Raw genomic sequence first — 22683 nt, 5'->3', positions numbered from 1 at the left:
TCCCCCTAGATCAGCCATCCGGCGTTGATTCGCATTACCTGTCCCGTCACATGCCTCGATCGTTCATGCAGCAAATACAGCACCATATGAGCCACTTCTTCCGGAGTCACAAGTTCCCCCTGCGGAATGTCTTCCAGTATCAGCGGCAGTTCTTCCAGCGCCGCTGTCATTCGTCCGCTGACGAGCCCCGGTGTCACTGCATTGACTGTAATATGACTCGGTGCCAGCTCCTTGGCCATCGCTTTGACCAGGCCGAGCTGACCGGCTTTCATCGCCGAGTATACGGCCTCCATGGCAGCGCCTGTCTCTCCCCATATCGAACTGATTACCACTATATTACCACATCGTCTCCTGACCAGCGTAGGAATTATCCACTGGACGACCGTGATTAAATTTTTCAGATGAATCATATACTGACGGTCGACCGCTTCAGCCGTCTCATCCTGCAGGAGGCCGAATTGTGCGGTGCCTGCTGAATAGATGACGCCGTCCAGCTGCTCAAAAAAATCGGGACGGACGGCAAGCCCCGCCGTTAAATCTGCCTGCCAGTAAGTCACACGGTCATCCCAGCGTGCAGTGAGTACAGCAAGGTCTGCGTGATGGTAATGACAGACAGCCGTGTGCCCTGCTGCAAGCAGCGCATCGATGACAGCACGGCCGATATCACCGCTGCCTCCGGTCACTAAAAAGTTAGCCATTCGGCATCAGGCGGCTGTCTGTCATACGCGTAACATCGATTTTGCTGAACGTGTTGAGACTGTCTTTCAGTGTCAGCTGTTCAAGTATCGGCAGAATATCAAACAGCACCGCACCATTGAAGTAGTAACGCGTGAACTGATTGGCGATATATTCAGGAGAATTCAGGCTCGAGATATACTCACCGATCGTCTGCTTGACAAGCCGTGCAAACGCTTCGTCGCTGAAGGAATAATGAGTCAGGCGTTCAATGAGGCGTGCTTTCAGGACATCAGGCTGTTTCGTCGAGCCGGCGATAAAGAGATGGGAGAACGTCGGCTCAAGCGTGAAGCTGTAGCCGAACGTGTCATCAATCAAACCGTCTGCCAGCAGCTCATGATAAAATGCCGTCTGTTCACCGAGCAGCAGGTCCAGTATAAACATCACTTCAAGCTCTGTCTGAATCAATGACTGGTCAAGCTGATGCAGCTCAGCTTTAATGCCGAGCATCAGCTTCGGCTGCTGGACGTCCGCCGTCTGTTCGAGCAGCGCTTCCTTGACGTGCGGCGGCTCATGAATGTCAGCTGTCCGCGCGAAATACGCAGTGTCAGACACCGCATATTGGTTGGCGTCAACAACTTCCGCTATTGTCTCAGGGTCGATATTGCCGACGATGAACATGACCATGTTCTCTGGCCGGTAAAATGTATGATAGCAGCTGTACAGCTTATCAGCAGTAATGTCATTGATAGAAGCAATGCTGCCGGCGATGTCTTCTTTGACCGGATGGTCATGATACATGCCTTGCAGCGTCTGATAATAAAGACGGTAGTTCGGCTGATCCTGATACATCTGAATCTCCTCAGCAATGATACCGATCTCTTTTTCCACAGATTCTTTAGAGAAATAAGGGCGCTGGACCATCGACAGCAGCAGCTTGATATTAGCTTCAATATTGTCTACGGCAGTGAACAAATAGCTTGTCCGGTCGTATGACGTGAAGGCATTGGCAGAAGCTCCGTTTTTTGAGAAAGCGTTGAACATATCTCCTTCTTCTTTCTCAAACATCTTATGCTCAAGGAAATGGGCGATCCCTTCCGGCATCTTTATCATGTCATCGGCACCGTAAGGAACAAACTGATTATGCAGTGAGCCGTAACGGGTAGTGAGTGTGACATAAGTTTTCTGGAACCCTTTTTTCGGAATGACAAACAACTTCAGACCGTTGTTCAACGTCGTCTCAAATAATGATTCGTCAATCTGCTCATAAATTAATTCTTTCATGCTTTCACCTCATTGGTCAGACAGTATATCGTATGGACATGAACATGCTGAGCGACATGGATGACATTTTCATAAGTCACCTCATTGATGCCTGCAATCCACTCTTCTGTTGTCAGCTTGATGTCGTCAAAACCTTTAGCATACGTCGCCTCGATCCATCCTTTCGGTCGGTCAAATGTCTCTTTTTTATGAGTGACCAGCATCGTTTTCGCGGTATGTATTAACTCTTCACTGAACTGTCCTGCTTTAATCATGTCAAGCTGCTCCAAAATGGTATTGACAGCAAGCTCACGTGTTTCTTTATTGACGCCGGCAATGACGTACAGATAACCGAGACGCGCATCAATCTGCGAATGAATCTGATAGGCAAGGCTCAGTTTCTCTCTGACATTCATAAACAGCAGGCTCGTCACATCACCACCAAAAATCTGGTTGAAGACAACGAACGAAAAGTAATCACGTGTGCCGTAAGTGATGTCCGCTGTCATTCCGATATTGATTTTAGCCTGCGTCGTATCTGTCTGCTCTGTGACATAGTGAGGAACATCCTGCCGGCCGATATTCAAGTCTTCAAGCACGGCAGTGCCCTGCGGCAGCGCTAAATAGCGTCTGACGTCACGGGTCACTTCATCACTATCAACGTCACCGATGACAAAAATCTCTTTCTCATCATGGTGCAGCATCGCCTCATAGGCCTTATAAATAGAACCAGGTGTGACCGCAGCAAGCTCTTCTTCTATGCCGTAACTCGGGAAGCGGTAGTCATGTCCTTTGAACATCTCCTGCATGAGCTGCTGATATCCATACTGTGTTTTATTGTCCTTGATGGAGTCAAAGCGCGCCTGCATCAGTTGCTTTTCAACAGCTACTTTGCCCGGGTGAAATGCCTCGCCTTCAAGGAGCGGTCGCTGAATGACTTCTTCCAGCAGTTCGAGTGCCTGAACGAATAAATTCTCCGGCCGGCTCAAATATTTATCATTGATGATATCAATGCCGATCGTCAAGACGTGCGCCGTCTTCTGTTTTGTGACATAGCTGAACAAATTAGCTCCGTAATTTTCTGCGACCACATCATGCAGCTGCTGCTCGGATGGGTACCGGGCCGTTACTTTTGTCATCAGTTTACTCAGTAGCGCACGCTCTGTCACCGTGTCCTTGTTAATCGGTGCTTTGAATTTAATGACTATCGATATCGTTTTAAATTTATGTTCCTCGTTAATATGTACTGGTATCATGTCGTCACTTCATTTCCCGCTTGATTTGGAATTTCATCTGGTTCGATTTGAAATAGTTCATGGAAAAAAGCACCGGCCTGTCGTCCTCATTGTAATGAACCTGCTTAAACAGCAGCAGGCTTTCTTCCGGCGCACATTCCAGCGCATTCGAAATGTAAGGTTCATAACTGATCGCTTCTATTTCGCAAGTCGCATAGGCCACTTTGAATCCCGGATTATCCTGGAGAATCTGCAGCAGTGAAAGCTTATCGTTTAAATGCAGATAATCAAAGTCCGGCTGATTGATTTTATCCAGGCAGTAAGCGACCGGCAGTCCATCGGCAGTACGGATACGTTCCACTACTGTGATCAGCTGGTCGTCAGTAATATTCAAGATTTTTTTGTCATCGCGTGATGGCACTTCCGGATCCTGACTGATGATAATCGTTCCGGCCGTACAGCCGACTTCTTCAATCATCTTTGTAATGCTCCGGAGTTCATCCACCGGATAGAAAAACGCCGGTTCCGGCTTAACGCAGTAGCCTTCCTGAAATTTCTCTGTCAATATCTGTTCAGTAATCAATTCTCTGATCGCCTGTTCGACATTATCCTGTGAAATATCGAGTGTACGGGAAATTTCGTAGAGACTGGGTATCGGCGCATTAGGCGCAAACTGCTTCTGTTCAATATTCATGATAATCCAGTCTTTAACAGTTAATATTGTATGTTGAACGGACACCATTCATTCCTCCATCATTCTTTCGTTTCATCTATCAGTACTTGTCTCGGCTTGCTGCCTGATGCAGGACCGATCACCTGATTCATTTCAAGTTCGTCAATTAATCGCGCAGCTCTATTATATCCTATTCTGAACTGCCGCTGTAACAATGAAGCACTTGCTTTCTGCTGGGCGACGACAAATTCATAGGCTTCAAAGTAAAGGGCATCTTCTGACGGCGAGTCCGTCTTGATCTCATCCGGCTCCAGTTCCTTGACGTAGTTCGCGGACTGCTGCTTCGTGACATAGTTGACGACAGCTTCTACTTCCTTGTCTGACAGGAATGCCCCTTGTATACGGGTCGGTTTTGACTGACCGGACGGCAGGAACAGCATATCACCGCGTCCGAGCAGTTTTTCCGCACCCTGCGAGTCGAGAATAGTGCGTGAGTCGATCTGTGAGCTGACCGCAAAGGCAATGCGTGACGGAATGTTCGCCTTGATCAGACCAGTGATGACGTCCACTGACGGGCGCTGCGTAGCGATGATCAGATGGATACCAGCTGCACGAGCCATCTGTGCAATCCGCATAATAGCACTTTCCACGTCCTTACTCGCCACCATCATCAAGTCAGCGAGCTCATCAACAATGACCACAATATAGGGCAGCTTAGCGTTCTTCTCACCAAGCTCTTCATTCTGTCTCGTCAAGTATTGGTTGTATCCTTCTATATTTCTTGTTCCGCTATGACTGAATAAGTCATAGCGCCGTTCCATCTCACCGACGATTTTCTGCAGTGCCTGTGCCGCTTTCTGCGGATTGGTGACGACAGGTGTCAATAAGTGCGGAATTCCGTTATAAACATTCAGCTCGACCATTTTAGGGTCAATCATCATCAGTTTGACTTCGTGCGGCTTCGCATTCATCAGTATGCTGGTGATAATGCCGTTAATGCACACTGATTTACCGCTGCCGGTAGAACCGGCTACAAGTAAGTGGGGCATTTTGTTCAGTTCAGCTGTAATGGCGTCCCCTGAGATATTACGGCCGAGGACGACTTTCAATTTGTTATCTTCGACCGGCTCTTCTTCCAGCACTTCCCGCAGTGTGACCATTGAGACCGAATTATTCGGCACTTCAATCCCTACTGCGGACTTCCCTGGAATCGGCGCTTCAATTCTTATATCTTTGGCGGCGAGTGCGAGCGCAATGTCATTCGACAGGTTGACGATACGGCTGACTTTGACACCCATCGCGGGCTGCACTTCATACTGCGTCACTGCAGGACCGATTCTGATCTGACTGACTTTCGCATTGACGCCGAAGTTTTTCAGTGTCGATTCCAGCAGCTGACCGCGCTGCTTGATCGTCTTCATGTCAGACTTCACGCCGCCGTCAGGCAAATTCAGCAGGTCAAGCGGCGGCAGTGCATAATCTGGATTGTCATCATCCATGACAGGAGGGGTCGCCTTTTTGACAGGCTGCTCTTTTTTCCGTGACTCGTGATGGGACAGCGGGATATCAGTGTGTTCTTCAGCGACCGGTTCATCTGCCTGGATATCATAGTCAGCTGTGACATCATCAACCGGCACTTCGTGAAGCTCTGACACATCGATGACGTGGTGGTCACGTGTCGATTTCAGCTGCTGCACTTTTGTCTGCGTTTTTGTCTGCGCTTGCTGTGTCAAGTGCAGCAGCTGCTCGAAGATGACCTTTGATTCTGCTCTGATTGAGCGGCCGGCGATTAATATGCCTGCAACACCGAGAACAAGCAGTGCAAAGATCAGGGCTCCGATAGGACTGATCAGCTGGCTGAGCGACCGTTCGAGCGCATAACCGAGAAAGCCGCCGCCTTGAAAATGGAAATGCGAATCAGATTCTGTTTCAAAAATCCCGTTAAACGTCGGCCTGACCTGCACTGCTGTTAAATGGCGGACAGATTCAAAGACAAGACAGAGGCCGAGCTGCAGTGTCACCCAGCCGGCAAGCCGCCTGTTCAACGGGACGAATTGTTTGTTCACTGTATAATAAATGGTCAGCATGACAAAGAATAAGTATGTAAAGTAACGGGCGCTTCCCGTCAGCAAGATCATCAGACAGTCAATCGCAAGACCGACAAGTCCAAACTGCAGTATACCAAGGACAAAGAGTGCCAATATGACAAGTGATGTCAAATAGATGACAGGGGTGCCCGGCTTTTTAGTCTTACGCTTCTTTGCGGCCGGCTTTCTTTTTTTGCTGCTTGCTTTTTTAACTACCAATCATGACACCTCTCATGATAAATAAATAAACAAGCCTAAGCTTGTTTATTTAATGTTATCAAATTTAAATTTCTGAAATCACCGGAATGATCATCGGTCTTCTCTTCGTTGAATCATAGAGGAATTTACCGAGCTTGTCGCGCATATCCTGCTTGATTTCTGACCATTCGATGCGGTTCTGCATCAGGCCTTCTTCGACGATAGCGCGCACTTTATCTTCTGCTTCCTTCAGGAGTTCTTCACTCTCACGGACATAGACAAAGCCACGTGACTGAATCTGCGGACCTGCCACGATTCGTCTGTTCTTCGGATCAAGTGTCACAACTGCGATGAAGATACCATCTTCAGCCAGCAGACGACGGTCACGCAGTACGATGTTACCGACATCGCCGACACCGATACCGTCGATCAGCACATTGCCTGCTGTGACTTTTTCGTTGGCCACCATTTTCTCACCGTCAAAGTTGACCGCGTCTCCTTTTTCAAGCAGGAAAATATGCTCCGGCTGAACACCTGTTTCAGCTGCGAGCTTAGCATGTGCAATCTGCATCTTGAATTCCCCCTGCACAGGAATGAAATATTTCGGCTGCATTAAGTTCAGCATCAACTTCAGCTCTTCCATACAGCCGTGACCGGATGCATGAATCTTCTTGTTCGTCGGTACGACATGCGCGCCCGCTTTCACCAGGTGATTGATCGTTGAACCCAGTATGACTTCCATGCCGGAAGACGGTGTCGTCGTAATGAAGACAGTATCCCCTTCTTCGATATTCATGATGCTGTGTTTTTGCAGTGCCATATGAGCTAATGCTTCAATCGGTTCACCCTGCGAGCCTGTAGAGATGATGACGATTTCATTCTTCGGATATTTCGCTACATCTTTAATCGGGATCAACAGCTGCTCCGGAATATCGAAGTAGCCGAGCTTACGTGCAATATTGAATGAACTTTCAAGTGACTTACCAAGGAATGTCACTTTACGATTGTTTCTAGCAGCAGCTGTCAGCACCTGCTGAATACGGATGAAGTTGGACGCGTAGCACGAGACGATAATCCGGCCGTTTGCTTTCGCAAACTCATCATTGATATGACTCTCAATGACATTCTCAGGTGTATTGTAGCCGGGTTTCTCTGCTTCAGTCGAATCACTGATCAGTGCCAGCACGCCGCTTTCACCGATAGCGCTCATCTTCGACATATCCGGGCGATAGGGCCCTTTGACACTCTGGTCGAACTTAAACTCACCTGTGTAGACGACCGCACCATGAGACGTATGGATGCAGATACCAAGGGCGTCAGGAATACTGTGGGTCGTATTGAAGAAGGTGATGTTGACGCCTTTGAAGCGCATCACTGATTCGTTGTTCACTGTATAATATTTTAACTTGCGATCAATCTTCGCGTCTTTCATATGGTCTTTCACTAATGCCAGTGTCAGGCGTGAGCCGTAAATCGGCGCATCGATCTTACCGATGATATAACGCAGCGCACCGATTGCATCTTCATGACCGTGTGTCAGGAAGATCCCTTTCAGACGCTCTTTGTTCTCAATGACATACTGAATGTCCGGAATGACGACATCAATTCCGAGCATCTCGTCTTCCGGGAACATCAGCCCTGCATCCAGCATGAACATCTCATCATCTACTTCAACGATGTACATGTTCTTTGCGATTTCCCCTACGCCGCCGAGCGGAATGATTTTAATATGGTTGTTATCTTTTTTCACTAAATTCAAAATAGTTCCTCCTAAAATTCTTTCCCGTACAAAACATATTGTCTTTATTATAAGCTATTTGATTCTTATAACACAATAAAAAATAGGCGGCGGCTTGTTGAAACGCTTAAGTGCCATCTGCTCACCGGCACCTCAACAAAAAAACCGGATGAAGTTCATCCGGTTTAAAAGTGCTGGTACAGCACATCACGCTGAAATGTTAGTCGCTCGTTTCTTCAAGTTCGATGCGGTAATTGCCGCCGACAACGGTCAAGTTGCTCACTTTAATGCGGGATGATGAATAGCGCTCCTCGTCTCCTTTAAAGACGGCAATGGAATCGATGGACTGGCTTGTCTCAAGCTGGTTGAAGAACAACCCGACATCCCCGTCTGTTGTCGTGATTCTGACGGACGGCTGCTCAACGGTCAACTGCCCTTCTGCTTCGAATGTCTGATCATTGATGTTTAACTTATCAAATACCATAATGATGCCTCCTTTGTCTTCACTTTTATTTTAATATTAAATGCCGGTTATGACAAAGATTTAGTGAACGTCATCCTGGACGGCTGAACGGCAAGCATCTGCAGCACTTTATGGATGTCAGTCAAGGTGATAGCTTCTATATGCGCTTCAAATTCTTCCAGTGTGACGACTCTGCCGTAATACATGTAGCTCTGACCGTTACGCATCATAATATGACCGTCATAATCATTATTCATATAGGCATTCGTGATGAGATAAGTTTTCGCCCGCGTAAGCTGTTCTTCCGTGACCTGATCCTTAAACGCTGCCAGCAGCCGGTCAATCTCACTGGCCGCTTCTTCGACCGCAGTATGGTCACAGGCGATATAAATGGAGAACACCCCGCCTTCACTATAAGCATCGAGTGACGAATAGACGTTATAGCAGAGGCCCAGCTCTTCACGCAGCCGTCTGAACAATGGCGAGGAGACTGACTCACCGAACATGGAGCTGAACAGGCTGAACGCATCGTATAATGGATGATGGTAACCTACCGCATCATAGCCGATCAATAAATGCGCCTGCTCATAATCATGATGCTGGACGTCGCTGAAAGGTTCAAACCGATAGTCAATTGGTGCTGTCTTATCCGTCTGAGCCGGTGTCATCCGGCTGAAGACATCGCGCAGTACCGTTGAATCCTGGCCGGCATAAGAAATAATGATATGGTCCGCTCTGTAGAAGCGGCTGTAAAAGTTAATGAGCACTTCACGGTCAATCTGTCCGACTGATGCTTTAGTGCCAAGAATCGGCACGGCAAACGGTGTATTGCTGAATGCTTGCTCCTGAAACACTTCATAGATCAAGTCTTCCGGATCGTCTTCTGTCATCTTGATTTCTTCCAGGATGACCTGCTGCTCGCGCCTCACTTCTTCTTCGGGGAAGGTCGAGCAGTTCAGCATCTCATCCAGCAGGTGAATCGCCCGCTCTTCAAAACGCTGCAATGTCTTGATGGTATAGCATGTGTATTCCTTTGTTGTATAGGCATTGACTTCTCCGCCGATCGCATCCATTTCGTCAGCCAGCTGTTGTGCAGTGAACGACTGTGTCCCTTTGAACAGCATATGTTCCATAAAATGAGCGGTCCCTGCCGGGAAGTCCTCTTCGTTCTTCGTTCCGACTTTGACGAATGCTGCAATATGCACGGTCTGATGTACGTTGTGCTTATCCAGCACTACGAGTCCATTGTTTAACTTCAAGCATTAACCTCTTTCCTATATAAAAACCGGGACTATGCCGTCATTCTTCAATGAAGACGCCTGGTGAAACCGTGCGCAGCATCGAAGAATTCAGACTTATGTCCCAGCCTTCTTTCTATTATTCTGTTGTTTCAGTAGTTGATTCCGGCAGCAGTTCTTTACGCGACGCATTGACCCGTCCTTGACGGTCGATTTCTGTCACTTTAACAGGGAACTGGTCGCCGAGCTTCACGACGTCTTCTACTTTGTTCACTCTTTCCTTGGCAAGCTGTGAAATATGAACAAGCGCATCTTTACCCGGGAAGATTTCAACGAACGCACCGAATTTCTCGATACGTTTAACTGTTGACATATAAACTTCGCCGACGACTGCTTCACGCACGATGTTTTCAATCAGACGTTTTGCTTCCTGAATCATGGCAGCATCACTCGAACCGATGAACACAGTGCCATCCTGCTCGATATCAAGCTTAACGCCGGTCGCATCAATGATTTCATTGATCTTTTTGCCGCCTGGTCCGATCACGTCACGGATTTTGTCAGGATTGATATGAATGATTTCAATTTTTGGTGCATACGCGCTCAGCGTCTCACGCGGTGCGCTGATGGTCTGCATCATGTGATCCATGATATGCATGCGCCCGATTCTCGCCTGCTCCAGCGCTTCTTTCAGAATCTCTTCAGACAGACCATCAATTTTGATATCCATCTGAATCGCTGTTATACCCTTAGCCGTACCTGCTACTTTGAAGTCCATATCACCGAGTGCGTCTTCCATCCCCTGGATGTCAGAGAGAATCGTATAGTCTTCATCTTTCTTCACAAGTCCCATCGCAATCCCGGCAACAGGCGCCTTAATCGGCACACCGGCATCCATCAGTGCAAGCGTTGAGCCGCAGATTGACGCCTGTGAGCTTGAACCATTGGATTCCAGCACTTCTGATACGACCCGGATTGTATAAGGGAAGTCCTTCTCGTCAGGAATGACCTGCAGCAGGGCACGTTCGCCGAGTGCACCGTGACCAATCTCACGACGACCCGGTGCACGGATCGGTCCTGTTTCACCGACCGAGAAGTTCGGGAAGTTATAGTGGTGCATATAGCGTTTCTGCTCTTCGACACCGAGCCCATCAATAATCTGATGCTCACCTAAAGCACCGAGTGTCGCAACTGATAAAGCCTGCGTCTGACCACGCGTGAACAGACCTGAGCCGTGCGCTCTCGGCAGCAGCCCTACTTCACTGTCAAGCGGTCTGATCTCATCAGGCCGACGACCGTCCGGACGTACTTTATCTTCAGTGATCTGACGGCGCACTTCTTCTTTGATCAGGCTATCGAATGTTTTGTTCACGACAGTTAAAACCGCGTCATCCTGACCTTCATATTTGTCCAGGAGCTGCAGCTTGACCGCTGTAATATTTTCCTCACGCTCAAGCTTATCCTTTGTCTGAATAGCAGCTGCCAGCCCCAATTCTTCAGCATAATGCTTCACTTCAGTCTCAACAGCTTCATTCGGCGCTGCAGGAACAAATTCTTTCTTCACTGGTGCTACTTCGTCCACAATCGTTTCCTGGAAAGCAACAAGTTCCTTGATCGCCTGATGGCCGAACATAATCGCTTCAAGCATCTTGTCCTCAGACACTTCTTTAGCACCTGCTTCCACCATGTTGACCGCATCTTTATGTCCTGCTACTTGCAGATCAAGGTCCGACTGCACACGCTGCGCGACTGTCGGGTTGATGACGAGTTCGCCGTCTACAAGCCCGACATTCACGCCGGCAATCGGGCCCTGGAAAGGAATGTCAGATACAGCAAGTGCGACTGATGAGCCGAGCATCGCTGCCATTTCCGGAGAGTTATCTGTATCCACGCTCATCACGATAGAGATGACTTGAATATCATTGCGGTAACCTTTCGGGAACAGCGGACGGATCGGACGGTCGATTAAACGGGCAGTCAATGTCGCGTCTTCACCCGGGCGTCCTTCACGTTTGTTGAAGCCGCCCGGAATCTTGCCGGCCGCATATAATTTCTCCTCATAGTTGACCATGAGCGGGAAGAAGTCAACATCCCTTGGTTGTTTGCTTGCAGTTGCAGTAGATAATACTACTGTGTCGCCGTAGCGGACAAGTGCCGCGCCGTTCGCCTGTTTTGCCAGCTGGCCGACTTCAACTGTCAACGGGCGTCCTGCCCATTCTGTTGTAAATACTTTTTTCTGAGACATTAAAAATGCTCCTCTCCAATATATATCATCCATCATATCATTTATCTTTTGTTTGAGGTATATTTAGACATAAAAAAATCGAAAGAAACAACTGTCTCTTTCGACTTGAATTAAGATTAACGACGTAATCCTAAAGATTTAATTAGTTCACGGTAACGTTGAACGTCATTTTCACGTAAGTAAGTCAGTAAGTTTTTACGACGACCTACCATTTTAAGTAAACCACGACGTGAATGGTGATCTTTTTTGTGTGTACGTAAGTGCTCGTTTAATGCATTGATTTCTGCAGTTAACACAGCGATCTGTACTTCAGGTGATCCTGTGTCTGTTTCGTGTACGCGGTATTGTGCGATTAATTCATTTTTACGTTCTTGTGAAATTGCCATAATTAAATGACCTCCTATTATATAATTACACCATAACCTGAGCCATTCGTCGGAGTGTCGAAATGCCAAGGAAAGGTACTTGACTATTATAGCACTATCGCTCAATTAATCAAGTGAAATATCAGCTAAGAGCTGTTCAGCCGATTCCTTATCCTGCTTAATCTGGGCGATAAGGGCATCTATGCCGCTGAACTTCTGCTCGGGTCTGATGAATTCATGCCAGAACACTTCGACACGTTCGCCGTAAATAGATTCCGCGAAATCGAAAATATGAACTTCTATGGAGACGGCAGAAACCGCCGGGTCATGAAATGTCGGTTTATAGCCGATATTACAGACACCTTTCAGCAGCTGGTCTGAACCTGTCCGTTTCAGCGTCACGGCATAAACACCGAGCTTCGGCAGCACATAGGCTTCATCAGGTGCCACATTAGCAGTAGGAAAACCGATTGTCCGACCGCGCTTCTCGCCCTGCACGACGAGGCCTGAAATTTTGTAGGGACGCCCGAGCTGCGCATTTGCTTCATTAACATGTCCTTCTACAAGGGCGTTTCTAATATGCGTTGTCGCAATCTTGTCTGCATTCAGCTCCTGCTTCGCAACAGCCGTCACATTGAACCCCTGCTTATCAGCTTCAAGCTTCATCATGTTCCCTTTACCGAACTTACCGTATGTAAAATCAAACCCGGCGACCACTTCTTTGACATGGTTGTTCGTCAAATAGTCACGGATGAAATCCTGCTCTGCCATCTGAGCAAACTTCGAGGTGAAAGATACGACAAACAAATAATCAATCCCGATGGCTTCCAGCAGGCGTCTCTTCTCATCAAGCGGGGTCAAATAGTCCGTCCGCTTCTTTTCGGGGTTAAGGACGACTGACGGGTGCGGATCAAACGTCATCACTGCTTTAGCCAGCTCCTTCTCTTCAGCCATCTCCTTCATCGTATTGATGACTGACATATGACCGAGATGCAGCCCGTCAAAAAATCCGATCGCAAGCGCGACATCGGGATGATTATACATGTCTGTCAAATTATGATTCGTATGTATCGTCTTCATCATTATCACGTTCTCTTTCCCATATACTTTATGCTTAGTGTATCAGAAAATGACGTCATGAAGCCAAAAAAAGATTCCATCATATAGACGGAATCTTGATAAACGTTTAGCCTTCCTGCTGAACCATTCTCACTAATGCACTAGCGATGGCATTTTTCTCTTCGCCCTGTGCATTGTTCCATAATTCATTAAGAACTTTTTCTTCACGGTTTTTAGGTTCTTCGTTTTTCGCTAAGTGATCAGCGACTTTTTCAGCAGCTTTCACGATAGCTTCATCGCTCATGCCTAATTTTTCAGCTCTGCCGACTTGTTTGTTTAAGTAAGATTTGAAGTTATTGAAGCTTTCTAAGATCTGGTCTTTATCTTCCTGTGATAAGTTGTTTACGTGTTCTTCTGGATTTACATTTGTCATTGTTCATTTCTCCTTTGTTAGGACAGTGTCCTTTGATTGAGTATGAAACTATCAACGTCATAACTCTATGACTATCGATAGTATATGTATATCCCGTCACAGAAAGTTTAAACACATATTAATGAATTTTACATCTAATTTTCTAATTAAATACTTTTACTGCTTTAACCTGTCCCGGTTTTTCGGGGTGCGGTGCATAGATGGCCAGCGCTTTATTCTCATAGATAATGACAGTCTGCTCAATCACAGGAAGCTCGTCATCCCTAAACTTCTGGCCGTTGGTCACACGTGTTTTCAGCGCCTCGTCCACTGCGAGATGCGGCAGTTCTTTCAGCCCTTCTTCTATCGGCCGCAGCAATGGCTGGACATCCACTGTGTCCGCAATCTGCTCGAGCGTATAACAGTCATTTAAAGTGAAGCCGCCGCTTTCCAGCCGGGTCAACCTTGACATATGGCCGACTGTATTCAGTTGTTCAGCGATTTGAGTGGCGAGTGTCCGGATATAAGTACCTTTACCGCATGCGACATCAACCATAAATGTCAGCCGGCCGTCCTTATAAGTCAGTCTTGATGTCCGCGTGAGCTCCTTAATATGGACGATGCGGGACGGCCGCTCAATCACTTTTCCTTCGCGGGCATATTCGTATAGTTTGCGGCCGTTTACTTTAACGGCTGAGAACATGGGCGGTGTCTGCTCGATATGCCCGGTGAGCCGGGTCAAGGCATTGTCCACCTGTGCTTCGGTATAGCAGTCCGGCTGGATGAACTCCGTCGTAACCACTTCACCGGTCTGGTCTTCTGTCGTCGTCTGGCTGCCGAGCGTGATCTCTGCTGTGTAGCGCTTTCCGCTGTCCATAATATAGTCGCTGATCCTTGTCGCAGGACCGATGCAGATTGGCAGCACCCCGTCCACTGCAGGGTCGAGCGTCCCTGTATGTCCGACTTTTTTTGTCTTTAATAGTTTTCTCAGCTTGAAGACCACGTCGTGACTCGTCATGCCCCGTGGTTTGTTAATAGCAAGTACGCCGTTCAGCATCGTCATTCCTCCATTAAAAAAGCAGATAGTAGGCACTATCTGCTAGCCTTTATTAAGATCAGCAATCATACGTTCAATCTTGTTACCGTAATCAATCGATTCATCATAGACGAATTTCAGTTCAGGCACAATACGCAGTTTCATGCGCTGACCGACTTCTGTCTTCATGAAACCTTTTGCTTTTTCAAGACCTGCAAGTGTCTCACGACGTTCTTTATCGCTGCCGAGAACCGTCACATAGACCGTCGCAAGAGATAAGTCTCCTGTCACTTCTACTTCTGTGACCGTCACAAAGCCGACACGCGGGTCTTTAATCTTCTGGCTGATGATTTCACTCAGCTCTTTTTTCATCTGTTCGCCGACGCGTTCTTTTCTGTTATTCATAGTTATTCACCTCTATTATCTCTACCCTGAATTAAAGTTGACAATGCAATTTATTATAGATTTTTATCGCGGTGATGTCAATTTAATCCCGGAGTTTCTTCATGGCCGCCGCGACATCACGGTCACCTGCAGCGCCTAAACTCAGTTCAGAAATAATATTCTCGTAATCATGGTCATTGCGGTTCTGACTGAGCTTGTATGCCGCCTGAATATCCGTAATATCAATTCTGAAGCCGACGATACCTCTGATCTGCTGCTGACTCGTCTCAGTCAGATTGTCCCACGTCTTACCGTTCGCTTCATACGTATCAAGCAGCAGCTTCAGATCCTCCCTCAGTTCATCTTCCGTCAGTAACCGGCTGTGTCCATACACATGAATGCTCTGATAGTTCCAGGTCGAGACATTCTCATGGTCATACCATGTCGAGGAGACAAACGCATGCGGCCCATGAAAGATAGTCAGGACGTCAGCGTTGTCATCAAGATTTTTCCACTGTGTGTTAGCTCTCGCATAATGACCGGATAAATATAAGTTTTCATTGTCTTCACGCAACATTAACGGCACATGTGTCGCCACAGGTTTACCGTTATCCGTCGTCACGACCGTTGCGAAAGAATGGTCATTAATAAACTGTTTGATCTCTTTCAAATCTTTCATTTCAAAATATTTCGGGATGAACATATGGACCTCCAGTTGATGATTTTTCGAGCAGCTTAATCGTCATGCTCTATTTAAATAGAAGATTCACTTCATATTATAACATCCCTATCACTCAAACCCACTATACGATGAAATTCATCTGATTGTTTTAATTCTTCTCATCAAAAAACCTTACTATCTACAGATATGTAAACAGTAAGGTCAGATATAATATTGTTACTAAAAACTATAATATGGCTATCAGTAAGCAAACAATCTTAAGCTCTCTTAATCTCTTCCATCACAAACGCTTCGAAGATGTCGCCTTCTTTGATGTCATTGAAGTTCTCAATCGTGATACCACATGAAAATCATAGTGAAATACTGTCAGAAAGCCTTTTATATCAATAACTGTAATATCATCTCGTTAAGTTTGTTGCCTTAATATTATTTCGTTTGTCAAATTAAGCTAGACAACTTCTCATCTTCGATGAAACTCATAAATGCTTCCAATGGTGTCCTGTAACCAAGAGATTTTCTTGGCCGATTATTGAGGGAATGTGCAACTTGAATAATATAATCGTCTGTAACTGTGTTGAAATCCATATCTTTGTCCAGACCGTTTCTTCTAAGCATACCATTTGAATGTTCATTAAGACCACGCTGCGAAGGTGTGCCTGGATCAGCAAAAAAGATAGATATATCGTGTTGGTTACTGATTGACTTCCAGCTGGAAAACTCTTTACCGCAGTCGAATGTAATGGATTTAAAGAGACGATAAGGTAAAGCCGAGAACATACTGTTTAATGCTTTTTCAATGTCGGATGCCTTGCGACCTTCCGGTCGTAGGGTGATGATCATCTTAGAAACGCGTTCAACAAGGGTGATGACTGCGCTACCATGACGACGACCAACAATCGTATCGCCTTCAAGATGACCGAACTCTTTATCAAAGTCGGGAAATTCAACTGTTCTTTCTGAAATGTGACGTTTGAAAGTCTGACGACCTCTTTTCTCATGATGACCGTTAGGTTTTCTTTTCCCTTTCATCGGAAGTGATTGAACAGGAAGAATATCTTCCCTGAACATTCTGTACAGAGTTTTGACAGAACAGCTGATAGGTTCTTCATTTCTGCCTATGATGGTGTCAGGTGTCCAGCCGTCGGCTATCCTTTTTTGAATATAACTGATCTGATGCTTAGGAAGGACGATTCTACGTCTTCCGCAAAGAGATTTTCTTTTCTTATAGTTCTGATAGAATTCCAGTGCAGATATACCTGATTTGAGTGCATTAATTACATTATAGACGGTCTGTCTTGAACGCTTAATTCTCCGGCAGATCTCACTGACCGAAATTTTCTGGTGGTAATATGATTCTATGAACGCAAGTTCATCCGTGGTAAGATGTGTATAGGCCATTTGTGCTAACTCCTTATGTTTTCTTTGGACGGAAATACATATTGAGTTTAGCACAGAAGGCTTTATTAGTTGTCTAGCTTAATTTTACAATCGGCGTTCTTAAAATGGCAACCTTATTTGACAATATTAAATTGCTATCCTTGAAATTATTCCATATTTCTAATTTTAGATTTGGATCTTTTTCTAACAAATACATATCATATTCTTTAATATCTACATCACCATAACTATAATTAATCGGATATTTATCTAAAATATCCGATTAATTATCAAATTCTTTTAAGACAGATTTATATATAAAATTTAAATCAATTAATAGATAGCCCATCACATTATTCTCCAATATATATATATAATGATCAGAGAGATAATTAAACGTATAATTTGATGGGAGAAAGAAATTCGACCTTTCAAAAAATTACCATTTAAGGTAGCCCCTAACTGTATTAATAATAATCCAATTAGTAAAGAAATCATTTTATTAAGAGAAAAATCATCCCACACAGAGTAAATCATAAGTAACGAACCAACTATGAAGATACATATATTTAAAATAGGTAACTTCTTTTTTATTGAAAGTATAGAAACAAGTATATTTAAAGTACTGTATATTAGTATTATTATTTTTAAAATCATCATAATATCTCCTTTTGTTTAAAATAAAAAAGTGATATCTAATTTAGATATCACCTTTTTATTTTTTAAGATAAGATCCAGTTTAATAAGAAGTAGTTTTTAGCTAAAAAACTAGATTCACAGTTATCAAATTCTTCTACACTATCAAATTCTAAAAACTCTAATTCTTGTGTCTCTAATGCATTTACTTGAGTAGTCTCCATTATGTATACCTACTTCATTTATTATAGATATATACTATAGAATTTGTATTTTATGTAACTGTTGAATTCATATTACACCCATAGAAAATAAAAGTAAATATAAATTTTCAGTTTTTTTAAAAAAAGGTAAGTTATACAATCAAGTTAGCCACCTAAGGTGGAAGATACATTAATTGTTTATAAAAAAATACGCCATGACGAATTCATGTTAATATTGTAGTTCTCACACCGACAATAAAGGAATGAATTCGTATGACGCATATCAATGGTAACACGAAAACCGTTAAGGGCAAACACCTTTCTAGAGATGAACGGATCATCATACAGACGCTGATTGATGAAGGGTATTCAAACAGACAAATAGCCGGAAAGCTCGGTAGAGCGCCACAGACCATCAATAATGAGATAAAGCGTGGGACTTACACGCAAAGAAGCCAACAGATACAGAATAATAAGACTTACACCTACTACAAATGTATCTATTCACCTGATCTTGCTCAGGATAGATACTTTGAAAATCGTATCAAGTCAGGACGTCGTCCTATTCCTATCACAGGAAATCCCTTTGTTGAATGGGCTGATCATCTGATGATACATCAGGAAATGTCTCCGGCTTCCGTTATTATGCTGGCTAAAAAATCTAATCTTTTTCCAGAAAGATTCATACCCTGCATAAAGACACTCTATCACTGGATTGACAGAAAACTGATAAAGACATGCAATATTAATCTTCTGATGAAATTAAAGCTTAAGAATAAGAAGCCGACAGGCTTTACTCGTATCAATAAAAAAGTACTGGGTCAGTCTATTGAGCTGCGACCTCATGCAGTGGATACACGCACGACCTTCGGACATTGGGAGATAGATACTGTTGTCGGCCAGAAGTCTGGGGAGGATCAGGTTCTCCTCACCATGGTTGAGAGAAAAAGCCGGTATGAACTTATCTTAAAGATTGATGGTAAACAAAGCTGCCATGTAGTCAATGCACTACGTCATCTGATAAAAGAAACAGGAGATGCTTTCCCTAAAATATTCAAGTCCATTACATCAGATAACGGACCTGAATTCAGCGATCTTTCTGAATGTCTCAAGGGATTATCTGAAGTCTACTTTACCCACCCCTATGCCTCTTGGGAGAGAGGGACGAAAGAAAATCAGCACAGATTTATTCGCCGGCATATTTCTAAAGGTATCCCCATTTCAACTGTAACAGCTTCTACCGTCCATAGAATCCAGGAATGGATGAACAGATATCCACGCAAGATACTAAATGGACAGTCAGCGATGGAAGTGTTTTTGAAGGAACTAATCAAAGAGAACATACTGAGTGAATCCCTAGGATTCTATATGAACTAGATTTGTCAGGGTGGCTAACTTGTAATTGCAATTTAGATTTAAATATCTAATATAATCTTTAGCCTGTAATTCAGTAATAGCTATCGGATCAGTATCTTTAAAGTAGTCATTCAAAGAAGTAAATACTTTATTGTAATTAATGATTGTATTGTATGAAAGATTCTGCAATTCCTTTTCATCAATTACTATTTGCTTTATCTTCTCAAAATTACCAAACTTATTTTCTGTCCTCTCTCTCCTTGTCTTGATTCTACTCATAAAAAAACACCTCGCTAATATTGTATTTAACAAATTAACGAGATGTAATATTATTCATTGATACTTTCACTATTGAACAGTAATACTATCTTTTAGAGTTGGTATTACTGTCATTCCAAATCAGCTAATTTAGCTAACTGGAAAATGTTAGTGGTTGGTATCTCTCTTTCTTTCAACTATGAAGAATGGCTTTAAATCAACGTTTTAGACGCGTTTGATCTCTTCCATCACAAACGCTTCGAAGATGTCGCCTTCTTTGATGTCGTTGAAGTTCTCGATCGTGATACCACATTCGTACCCCGCTGATACTTCTTTCACGTCATCTTTGAAACGACGGAGTGCATCGACTGCGCCTTCATAGACGACGATGCCGTCACGGATGATGCGGACGCTTGCGTTACGTGTGATTTTACCTTCTGTGACATAGCTTCCTGCGACTGTACCGACTTTAGAGATATTGATGGTCTGACGGACTTCTGCCTGACCGATGACTTTCTCCTCGAATTCAGGATCAAGCATCCCTTTCATCGCGAATTCAATCTCTTCGATGACTTTATAGATGATACGGTGCAGACGCATATCGACTTTCTCTGCTTCTGCGGCACGTTTCGCGTTGACATCAGGACGGACGTTGAAACCGATGATAATCCCGTTTGATGCTGATGCTAATGTAACGTCTGATTCGTTGATAGCGCCGACTGCTGTATGAATGATACGGACGTTGACACCTTCTACGTCGATTTTCATGAGTGATGCTGCCAGTGCTTCGACTGAACCTTGAACATCCCCTTTGATGATGACGTTCAAGTCTTTCATTTCACCCTGCTTCATCTGTTCAAACAAGTTGTCGAGTGATACTTTCTGACTTTCCTGACGCTGCGCCATAATGTTCTGCTGCTGACGTGCTTCACCGATGCGGCGTGCTTTCTTCTCATCTTTGAAGACGACGAAGCGGTCCCCTGCAAGCGGTACGTCCTGCAGACCTGTGATCTCAACTGGTGTAGACGGTGCTGCTGTCTTAATACGCTTGCCAAGGTCATTGACCATCGCACGGACACGGCCGTATGTGTTACCGACAACGATGGAATCACCGACTTCAAGCGTACCATCCTGAACAAGTAGTGACGCTGCTGGTCCACGTGACTTATCAAGCTCCGCTTCGATGACTGTACCGATTGCTGAGCGTTTCGGATTCGCTTTCAGTTCTTCTACTTCTGTAATAAGGAGAATCATCTCAAGCAGGTCATCGATACCTTCGCCGTTGATCGCTGACAGCTGAACGAAGATGGTATCGCCGCCCCAGTCTTCCGGATATAAGCCGTACTCGCCTAATTCCTGCATGACGCGGTCCGGATTGGCAGTCGGTTTGTCGATTTTGTTGACTGCTACGATAATCGGCACTTCTGCTGCTTTCGCATGGTTGATCGCTTCAATCGTCTGCGGCATGACACCGTCATCTGCAGCGACTACAAGAATAGTGATATCTGTGACCTGGGCACCTCGTGCACGCATTGTAGTGAACGCTGCGTGACCCGGTGTATCAAGGAATGTGATTTTCTTGCCGTTTGTTTCAATCTGATAGGCACCGATATGCTGTGTGATACCCCCTGCTTCTCCTGCTGTCACACGTGTGTTACGGATAGAGTCAAGCAGTGTCGTTTTACCGTGGTCAACGTGACCCATGATAGTGACGACCGGTGGGCGCTCCTGTTTGTCAGCTTCTGCTCCTGCTTCGTCCTCGAAATAAGTTTCAAGGTCTGTCGCATCAATGATGACTTCCAGTTCCGCCTCAACTTCGTATTCCGCGCAGATCAGCTCGATGGCATCTTCGTTCAGCGCCTGATTGATGTTCGCCATAATGCCGACCATGAACAAGTTTTTCACGATTTCTGACGCATCTTTGTTCAGTTTATCTGCCAGTTCACCGACAGTGATTCCTTCGTGATAAGTAATTTTAGAAGGTGTCTCTTTCACGACCGGCGCCTGCTGTACGGCAGGTTTGTTTGTTTTACCTTTGCCTTTTTTGTTCTGTCCAGGACGCTGGTTATTACGGTTCTGGTTGTTCGGACGCTGTGGACGGCTTCCCGGTTTCTGTGCATTATTGTTCGGGCGCTGGCCGTTTTGCGCCGGCTTCTGGCCGTTGTTATTGGCAGGTTTCTGGCTGTTGTTCGGGCGCTGGTTGTTCTGCGCCGGCTTCTGACCGTTGTTATTGGCAGGCTTCTGGCCATTGTGCGGGCGCTGGTTGTTCTGCGCCGGTTTCTGACCATTGTTCGGACGTGTATTATTTTGCGCCGGACGCTGCTCTTGTGCAGCGTTCTTTTTAAATACTTTGTCGAGTGCAGTAATTTCATTCGGTTCAAGTGTCTGCATATGACTTGTCACTTCAACATCGATTTTTTTCAGTTCATCGATGATATCTTTGGATCTTAACTTCACTTCTTTTGCATATTCGTATACTCTTTTTTTACTCATAGGCTCTCTCCTCATTGCTCTCACGAATCATCGTCTCAAGTTTCTTCGCAAAACCTGCATCCATGACACCGATGATGACGCGTTCATCCTTGCCGATTGCATAGCCGAGTTCATAGCGGGACCCGAACTCGACACACTTCACGCGGTAGGAATGACATTTATTCGTGATGTTTTTTTTAGTATTCGCTGATGCATCTGATGATACAATGACCAGTCTGACTTTATTTTTCCGTACTTCATTGATGACCAGTTCTTCACCCGTTGTCAGCTTTCTCGCACGCATCGCAAGTCCGATCAGATTGAATATTTTGTCTCTGTTCATCGTTTCGGAATCTTTTCACGGTAGATGAGACGGATGACTTCATCGTAGATCGGTGCCATGTCATCTGTATTGCTGTCAAAAAACTGTTCCAACCGTTTCTTTTTGCGTGCTGCTTCCACGATTTCAAGGTCTTTCGACACATAGGCACCGCGTCCGTTGGCTTTGCCGGTCGGGTCGACGGCCATTTCGCCTTCTTTCGAGCGGACGACACGAATCATTTCTTTCTTAGGCTTCATTTCCTGACTTAAAATGCATTTACGCATGGGAATCTTTTTCTGCTTCATT

General features: G+C 45.1%; 20 protein-coding genes and 1 pseudogene. 1 reads left to right on the top strand and 20 read right to left on the bottom strand.

The annotated features are described in order from the left end of the window. Positions 1–5: 5 nt before the first annotated feature. From ymfI to KFV11_RS04820, 17 genes and pseudogenes are all read right to left on the bottom strand, one after another. Entirely contained in the window at positions 6–698 is a 693-nt protein-coding gene (gene ymfI / locus KFV11_RS04900) for an elongation factor P 5-aminopentanone reductase (RefSeq protein ID WP_149459764.1), read from the bottom strand. Next, entirely contained in the window at positions 691–1959 is a 1269-nt protein-coding gene (gene yfmH, locus KFV11_RS04895; RefSeq protein ID WP_254250486.1) for an EF-P 5-aminopentanol modification-associated protein YfmH, read from the bottom strand. Before yfmH ends, ymfI begins: the two co-directional genes overlap by 8 nt. Further along, a complete protein-coding gene (gene yfmF, locus KFV11_RS04890; RefSeq protein WP_149459762.1) occupies positions 1956–3194 on the bottom strand; it encodes an EF-P 5-aminopentanol modification-associated protein YfmF in 1239 nt (412 codons plus the stop codon). Before yfmF ends, yfmH begins: the two co-directional genes overlap by 4 nt. A gap of 4 nt (positions 3195–3198) precedes the next feature. Continuing rightward, positions 3199–3912, bottom strand: a complete 714-nt coding sequence (locus tag KFV11_RS04885) for a GntR family transcriptional regulator (protein WP_254250485.1) — start codon at positions 3910–3912, stop codon at positions 3199–3201. A 14-nt stretch (positions 3913–3926) separates the two neighbouring features. Then, a pseudogene (locus KFV11_RS11765) lies at positions 3927–5324 on the bottom strand (DNA translocase FtsK); the annotation flags it as partial. Between the two features lie 892 nt (positions 5325–6216). Beyond that, the gene (gene rnjB, locus KFV11_RS04875; RefSeq protein WP_149459760.1) at positions 6217–7890 is read right to left on the bottom strand and encodes a ribonuclease J2; all 1674 of its coding nucleotides are present in this window, start codon (positions 7888–7890) and stop codon (positions 6217–6219) included. A 199-nt stretch (positions 7891–8089) separates the two neighbouring features. Further along, positions 8090–8353 carry a hypothetical protein gene (locus tag KFV11_RS04870; protein ID WP_149459759.1) on the bottom strand — a complete coding sequence of 88 codons (264 nt, stop codon included), beginning with the start codon at positions 8351–8353 and terminating at the stop codon, positions 8090–8092. A 47-nt stretch (positions 8354–8400) separates the two neighbouring features. Then, positions 8401–9591, bottom strand: a complete 1191-nt coding sequence (locus KFV11_RS04865; protein WP_254250483.1) for a M16 family metallopeptidase — start codon at positions 9589–9591, stop codon at positions 8401–8403. Between the two features lie 118 nt (positions 9592–9709). Beyond that, positions 9710–11815 (bottom strand): polyribonucleotide nucleotidyltransferase, encoded by a 2106-nt coding sequence (pnp, locus tag KFV11_RS04860; protein ID WP_254250482.1) that lies wholly within the window; start codon positions 11813–11815, stop codon positions 9710–9712. Between the two features lie 116 nt (positions 11816–11931). After that, a complete protein-coding gene (gene rpsO, locus KFV11_RS04855; protein WP_149459756.1) occupies positions 11932–12201 on the bottom strand; it encodes a 30S ribosomal protein S15 in 270 nt (89 codons plus the stop codon). Positions 12202–12306: 105 nt separating this feature from the next. Beyond that, a complete protein-coding gene (ribF, locus tag KFV11_RS04850) occupies positions 12307–13260 on the bottom strand; it encodes a riboflavin biosynthesis protein RibF (RefSeq protein WP_254250588.1) in 954 nt (317 codons plus the stop codon). A gap of 106 nt (positions 13261–13366) precedes the next feature. Then, the gene (locus KFV11_RS04845) at positions 13367–13672 is read right to left on the bottom strand and encodes a DUF3243 domain-containing protein (protein WP_149459755.1); all 306 of its coding nucleotides are present in this window, start codon (positions 13670–13672) and stop codon (positions 13367–13369) included. Positions 13673–13814: 142 nt separating this feature from the next. Beyond that, entirely contained in the window at positions 13815–14708 is an 894-nt protein-coding gene (gene truB / locus KFV11_RS04840; RefSeq protein ID WP_254250481.1) for a tRNA pseudouridine(55) synthase TruB, read from the bottom strand. Between the two features lie 42 nt (positions 14709–14750). Beyond that, positions 14751–15092, bottom strand: coding sequence for a 30S ribosome-binding factor RbfA (gene rbfA / locus KFV11_RS04835; RefSeq protein ID WP_149459753.1), 342 nt, complete (start codon positions 15090–15092; stop codon positions 14751–14753). A gap of 82 nt (positions 15093–15174) precedes the next feature. After that, the gene (locus KFV11_RS04830; RefSeq protein ID WP_149459752.1) at positions 15175–15774 is read right to left on the bottom strand and encodes an FMN-binding negative transcriptional regulator; all 600 of its coding nucleotides are present in this window, start codon (positions 15772–15774) and stop codon (positions 15175–15177) included. 417 nt (positions 15775–16191) lie between these two features. Then, on the bottom strand, positions 16192–17151 hold the full coding sequence (locus KFV11_RS04825) for an IS30 family transposase (RefSeq protein WP_254250480.1): 960 nt from the start codon (positions 17149–17151) through the stop codon (positions 16192–16194). Positions 17152–17852: 701 nt separating this feature from the next. Further along, positions 17853–17990, bottom strand: a complete 138-nt coding sequence (locus tag KFV11_RS04820) for a hypothetical protein (protein WP_254250479.1) — start codon at positions 17988–17990, stop codon at positions 17853–17855. A gap of 252 nt (positions 17991–18242) precedes the next feature. Between KFV11_RS04820 and KFV11_RS04815 the strand changes: the two genes are divergently transcribed. Beyond that, positions 18243–19346: an IS30 family transposase gene (locus tag KFV11_RS04815; RefSeq protein WP_254249998.1), complete on the top strand. Its 1104-nt coding sequence runs from the start codon at positions 18243–18245 to the stop codon at positions 19344–19346. Between the two features lie 462 nt (positions 19347–19808). Here the strand turns inward: KFV11_RS04815 and infB are convergent, their stop codons facing one another. Genes infB through rnpM form a run of 3 tightly spaced genes read right to left on the bottom strand, consistent with a single transcriptional unit; the run spans position 19809 to position 22682 of the window. Continuing rightward, the gene (gene infB, locus KFV11_RS04810) at positions 19809–22076 is read right to left on the bottom strand and encodes a translation initiation factor IF-2 (protein WP_254250478.1); all 2268 of its coding nucleotides are present in this window, start codon (positions 22074–22076) and stop codon (positions 19809–19811) included. Next, on the bottom strand, positions 22069–22398 hold the full coding sequence (locus KFV11_RS04805; protein ID WP_149459750.1) for a YlxQ family RNA-binding protein: 330 nt from the start codon (positions 22396–22398) through the stop codon (positions 22069–22071). Before KFV11_RS04805 ends, infB begins: the two co-directional genes overlap by 8 nt. Further along, a complete protein-coding gene (gene rnpM / locus KFV11_RS04800) occupies positions 22395–22682 on the bottom strand; it encodes an RNase P modulator RnpM (RefSeq protein WP_149459749.1) in 288 nt (95 codons plus the stop codon). The genes KFV11_RS04805 and rnpM overlap by 4 nt, the downstream gene beginning before the upstream one ends. Position 22683: the final 1 nt, after the last annotated feature.

Source organism: Macrococcus equipercicus (genome assembly GCF_024205945.1).
GTDB lineage: Bacteria > Bacillota > Bacilli > Staphylococcales > Staphylococcaceae > Macrococcus > Macrococcus equipercicus.
The sequence above is the reverse complement of the archived record's forward strand: the minus strand, read 5'-3'. Positions and strand labels throughout refer to the sequence as shown.

Excerpts from the sequence above, each read along its gene's own strand:
- KFV11_RS04805 (WP_149459750.1), bottom strand. The coding sequence starts at position 22,398 with ATGAACAGAGACAAAATATTCAATCTGATCGGACTTGCGATGCGTGCG.
- rbfA (WP_149459753.1), bottom strand. The coding sequence starts at position 15,092 with ATGAATAACAGAAAAGAACGCGTCGGCGAACAGATGAAAAAAGAGCTG.
- ymfI (WP_149459764.1), bottom strand. The coding sequence starts at position 698 with ATGGCTAACTTTTTAGTGACCGGAGGCAGCGGTGATATCGGCCGTGCT.
- ribF (WP_254250588.1), bottom strand. The coding sequence starts at position 13,260 with ATGAAGACGATACATACGAATCATAATTTGACAGACATGTATAATCAT.
- yfmH (WP_254250486.1), bottom strand. The coding sequence starts at position 1,959 with ATGAAAGAATTAATTTATGAGCAGATTGACGAATCATTATTTGAGACG.
- KFV11_RS04845 (WP_149459755.1), bottom strand. The coding sequence starts at position 13,672 with ATGACAAATGTAAATCCAGAAGAACACGTAAACAACTTATCACAGGAA.
- KFV11_RS04830 (WP_149459752.1), bottom strand. The coding sequence starts at position 15,774 with ATGTTCATCCCGAAATATTTTGAAATGAAAGATTTGAAAGAGATCAAA.
- KFV11_RS04870 (WP_149459759.1), bottom strand. The coding sequence starts at position 8,353 with ATGGTATTTGATAAGTTAAACATCAATGATCAGACATTCGAAGCAGAA.
- pnp (WP_254250482.1), bottom strand. The coding sequence starts at position 11,815 with ATGTCTCAGAAAAAAGTATTTACAACAGAATGGGCAGGACGCCCGTTG.
- rnpM (WP_149459749.1), bottom strand. The coding sequence starts at position 22,682 with ATGAAGCAGAAAAAGATTCCCATGCGTAAATGCATTTTAAGTCAGGAA.
- yfmF (WP_149459762.1), bottom strand. The coding sequence starts at position 3,194 with ATGATACCAGTACATATTAACGAGGAACATAAATTTAAAACGATATCG.
- KFV11_RS04825 (WP_254250480.1), bottom strand. The coding sequence starts at position 17,151 with ATGGCCTATACACATCTTACCACGGATGAACTTGCGTTCATAGAATCA.
- infB (WP_254250478.1), bottom strand. The coding sequence starts at position 22,076 with ATGAGTAAAAAAAGAGTATACGAATATGCAAAAGAAGTGAAGTTAAGA.
- KFV11_RS04820 (WP_254250479.1), bottom strand. The coding sequence starts at position 17,990 with ATGGAGACTACTCAAGTAAATGCATTAGAGACACAAGAATTAGAGTTT.
- truB (WP_254250481.1), bottom strand. The coding sequence starts at position 14,708 with ATGCTGAACGGCGTACTTGCTATTAACAAACCACGGGGCATGACGAGT.
- rpsO (WP_149459756.1), bottom strand. The coding sequence starts at position 12,201 with ATGGCAATTTCACAAGAACGTAAAAATGAATTAATCGCACAATACCGC.
- KFV11_RS04815 (WP_254249998.1), top strand. The coding sequence starts at position 18,243 with ATGACGCATATCAATGGTAACACGAAAACCGTTAAGGGCAAACACCTT.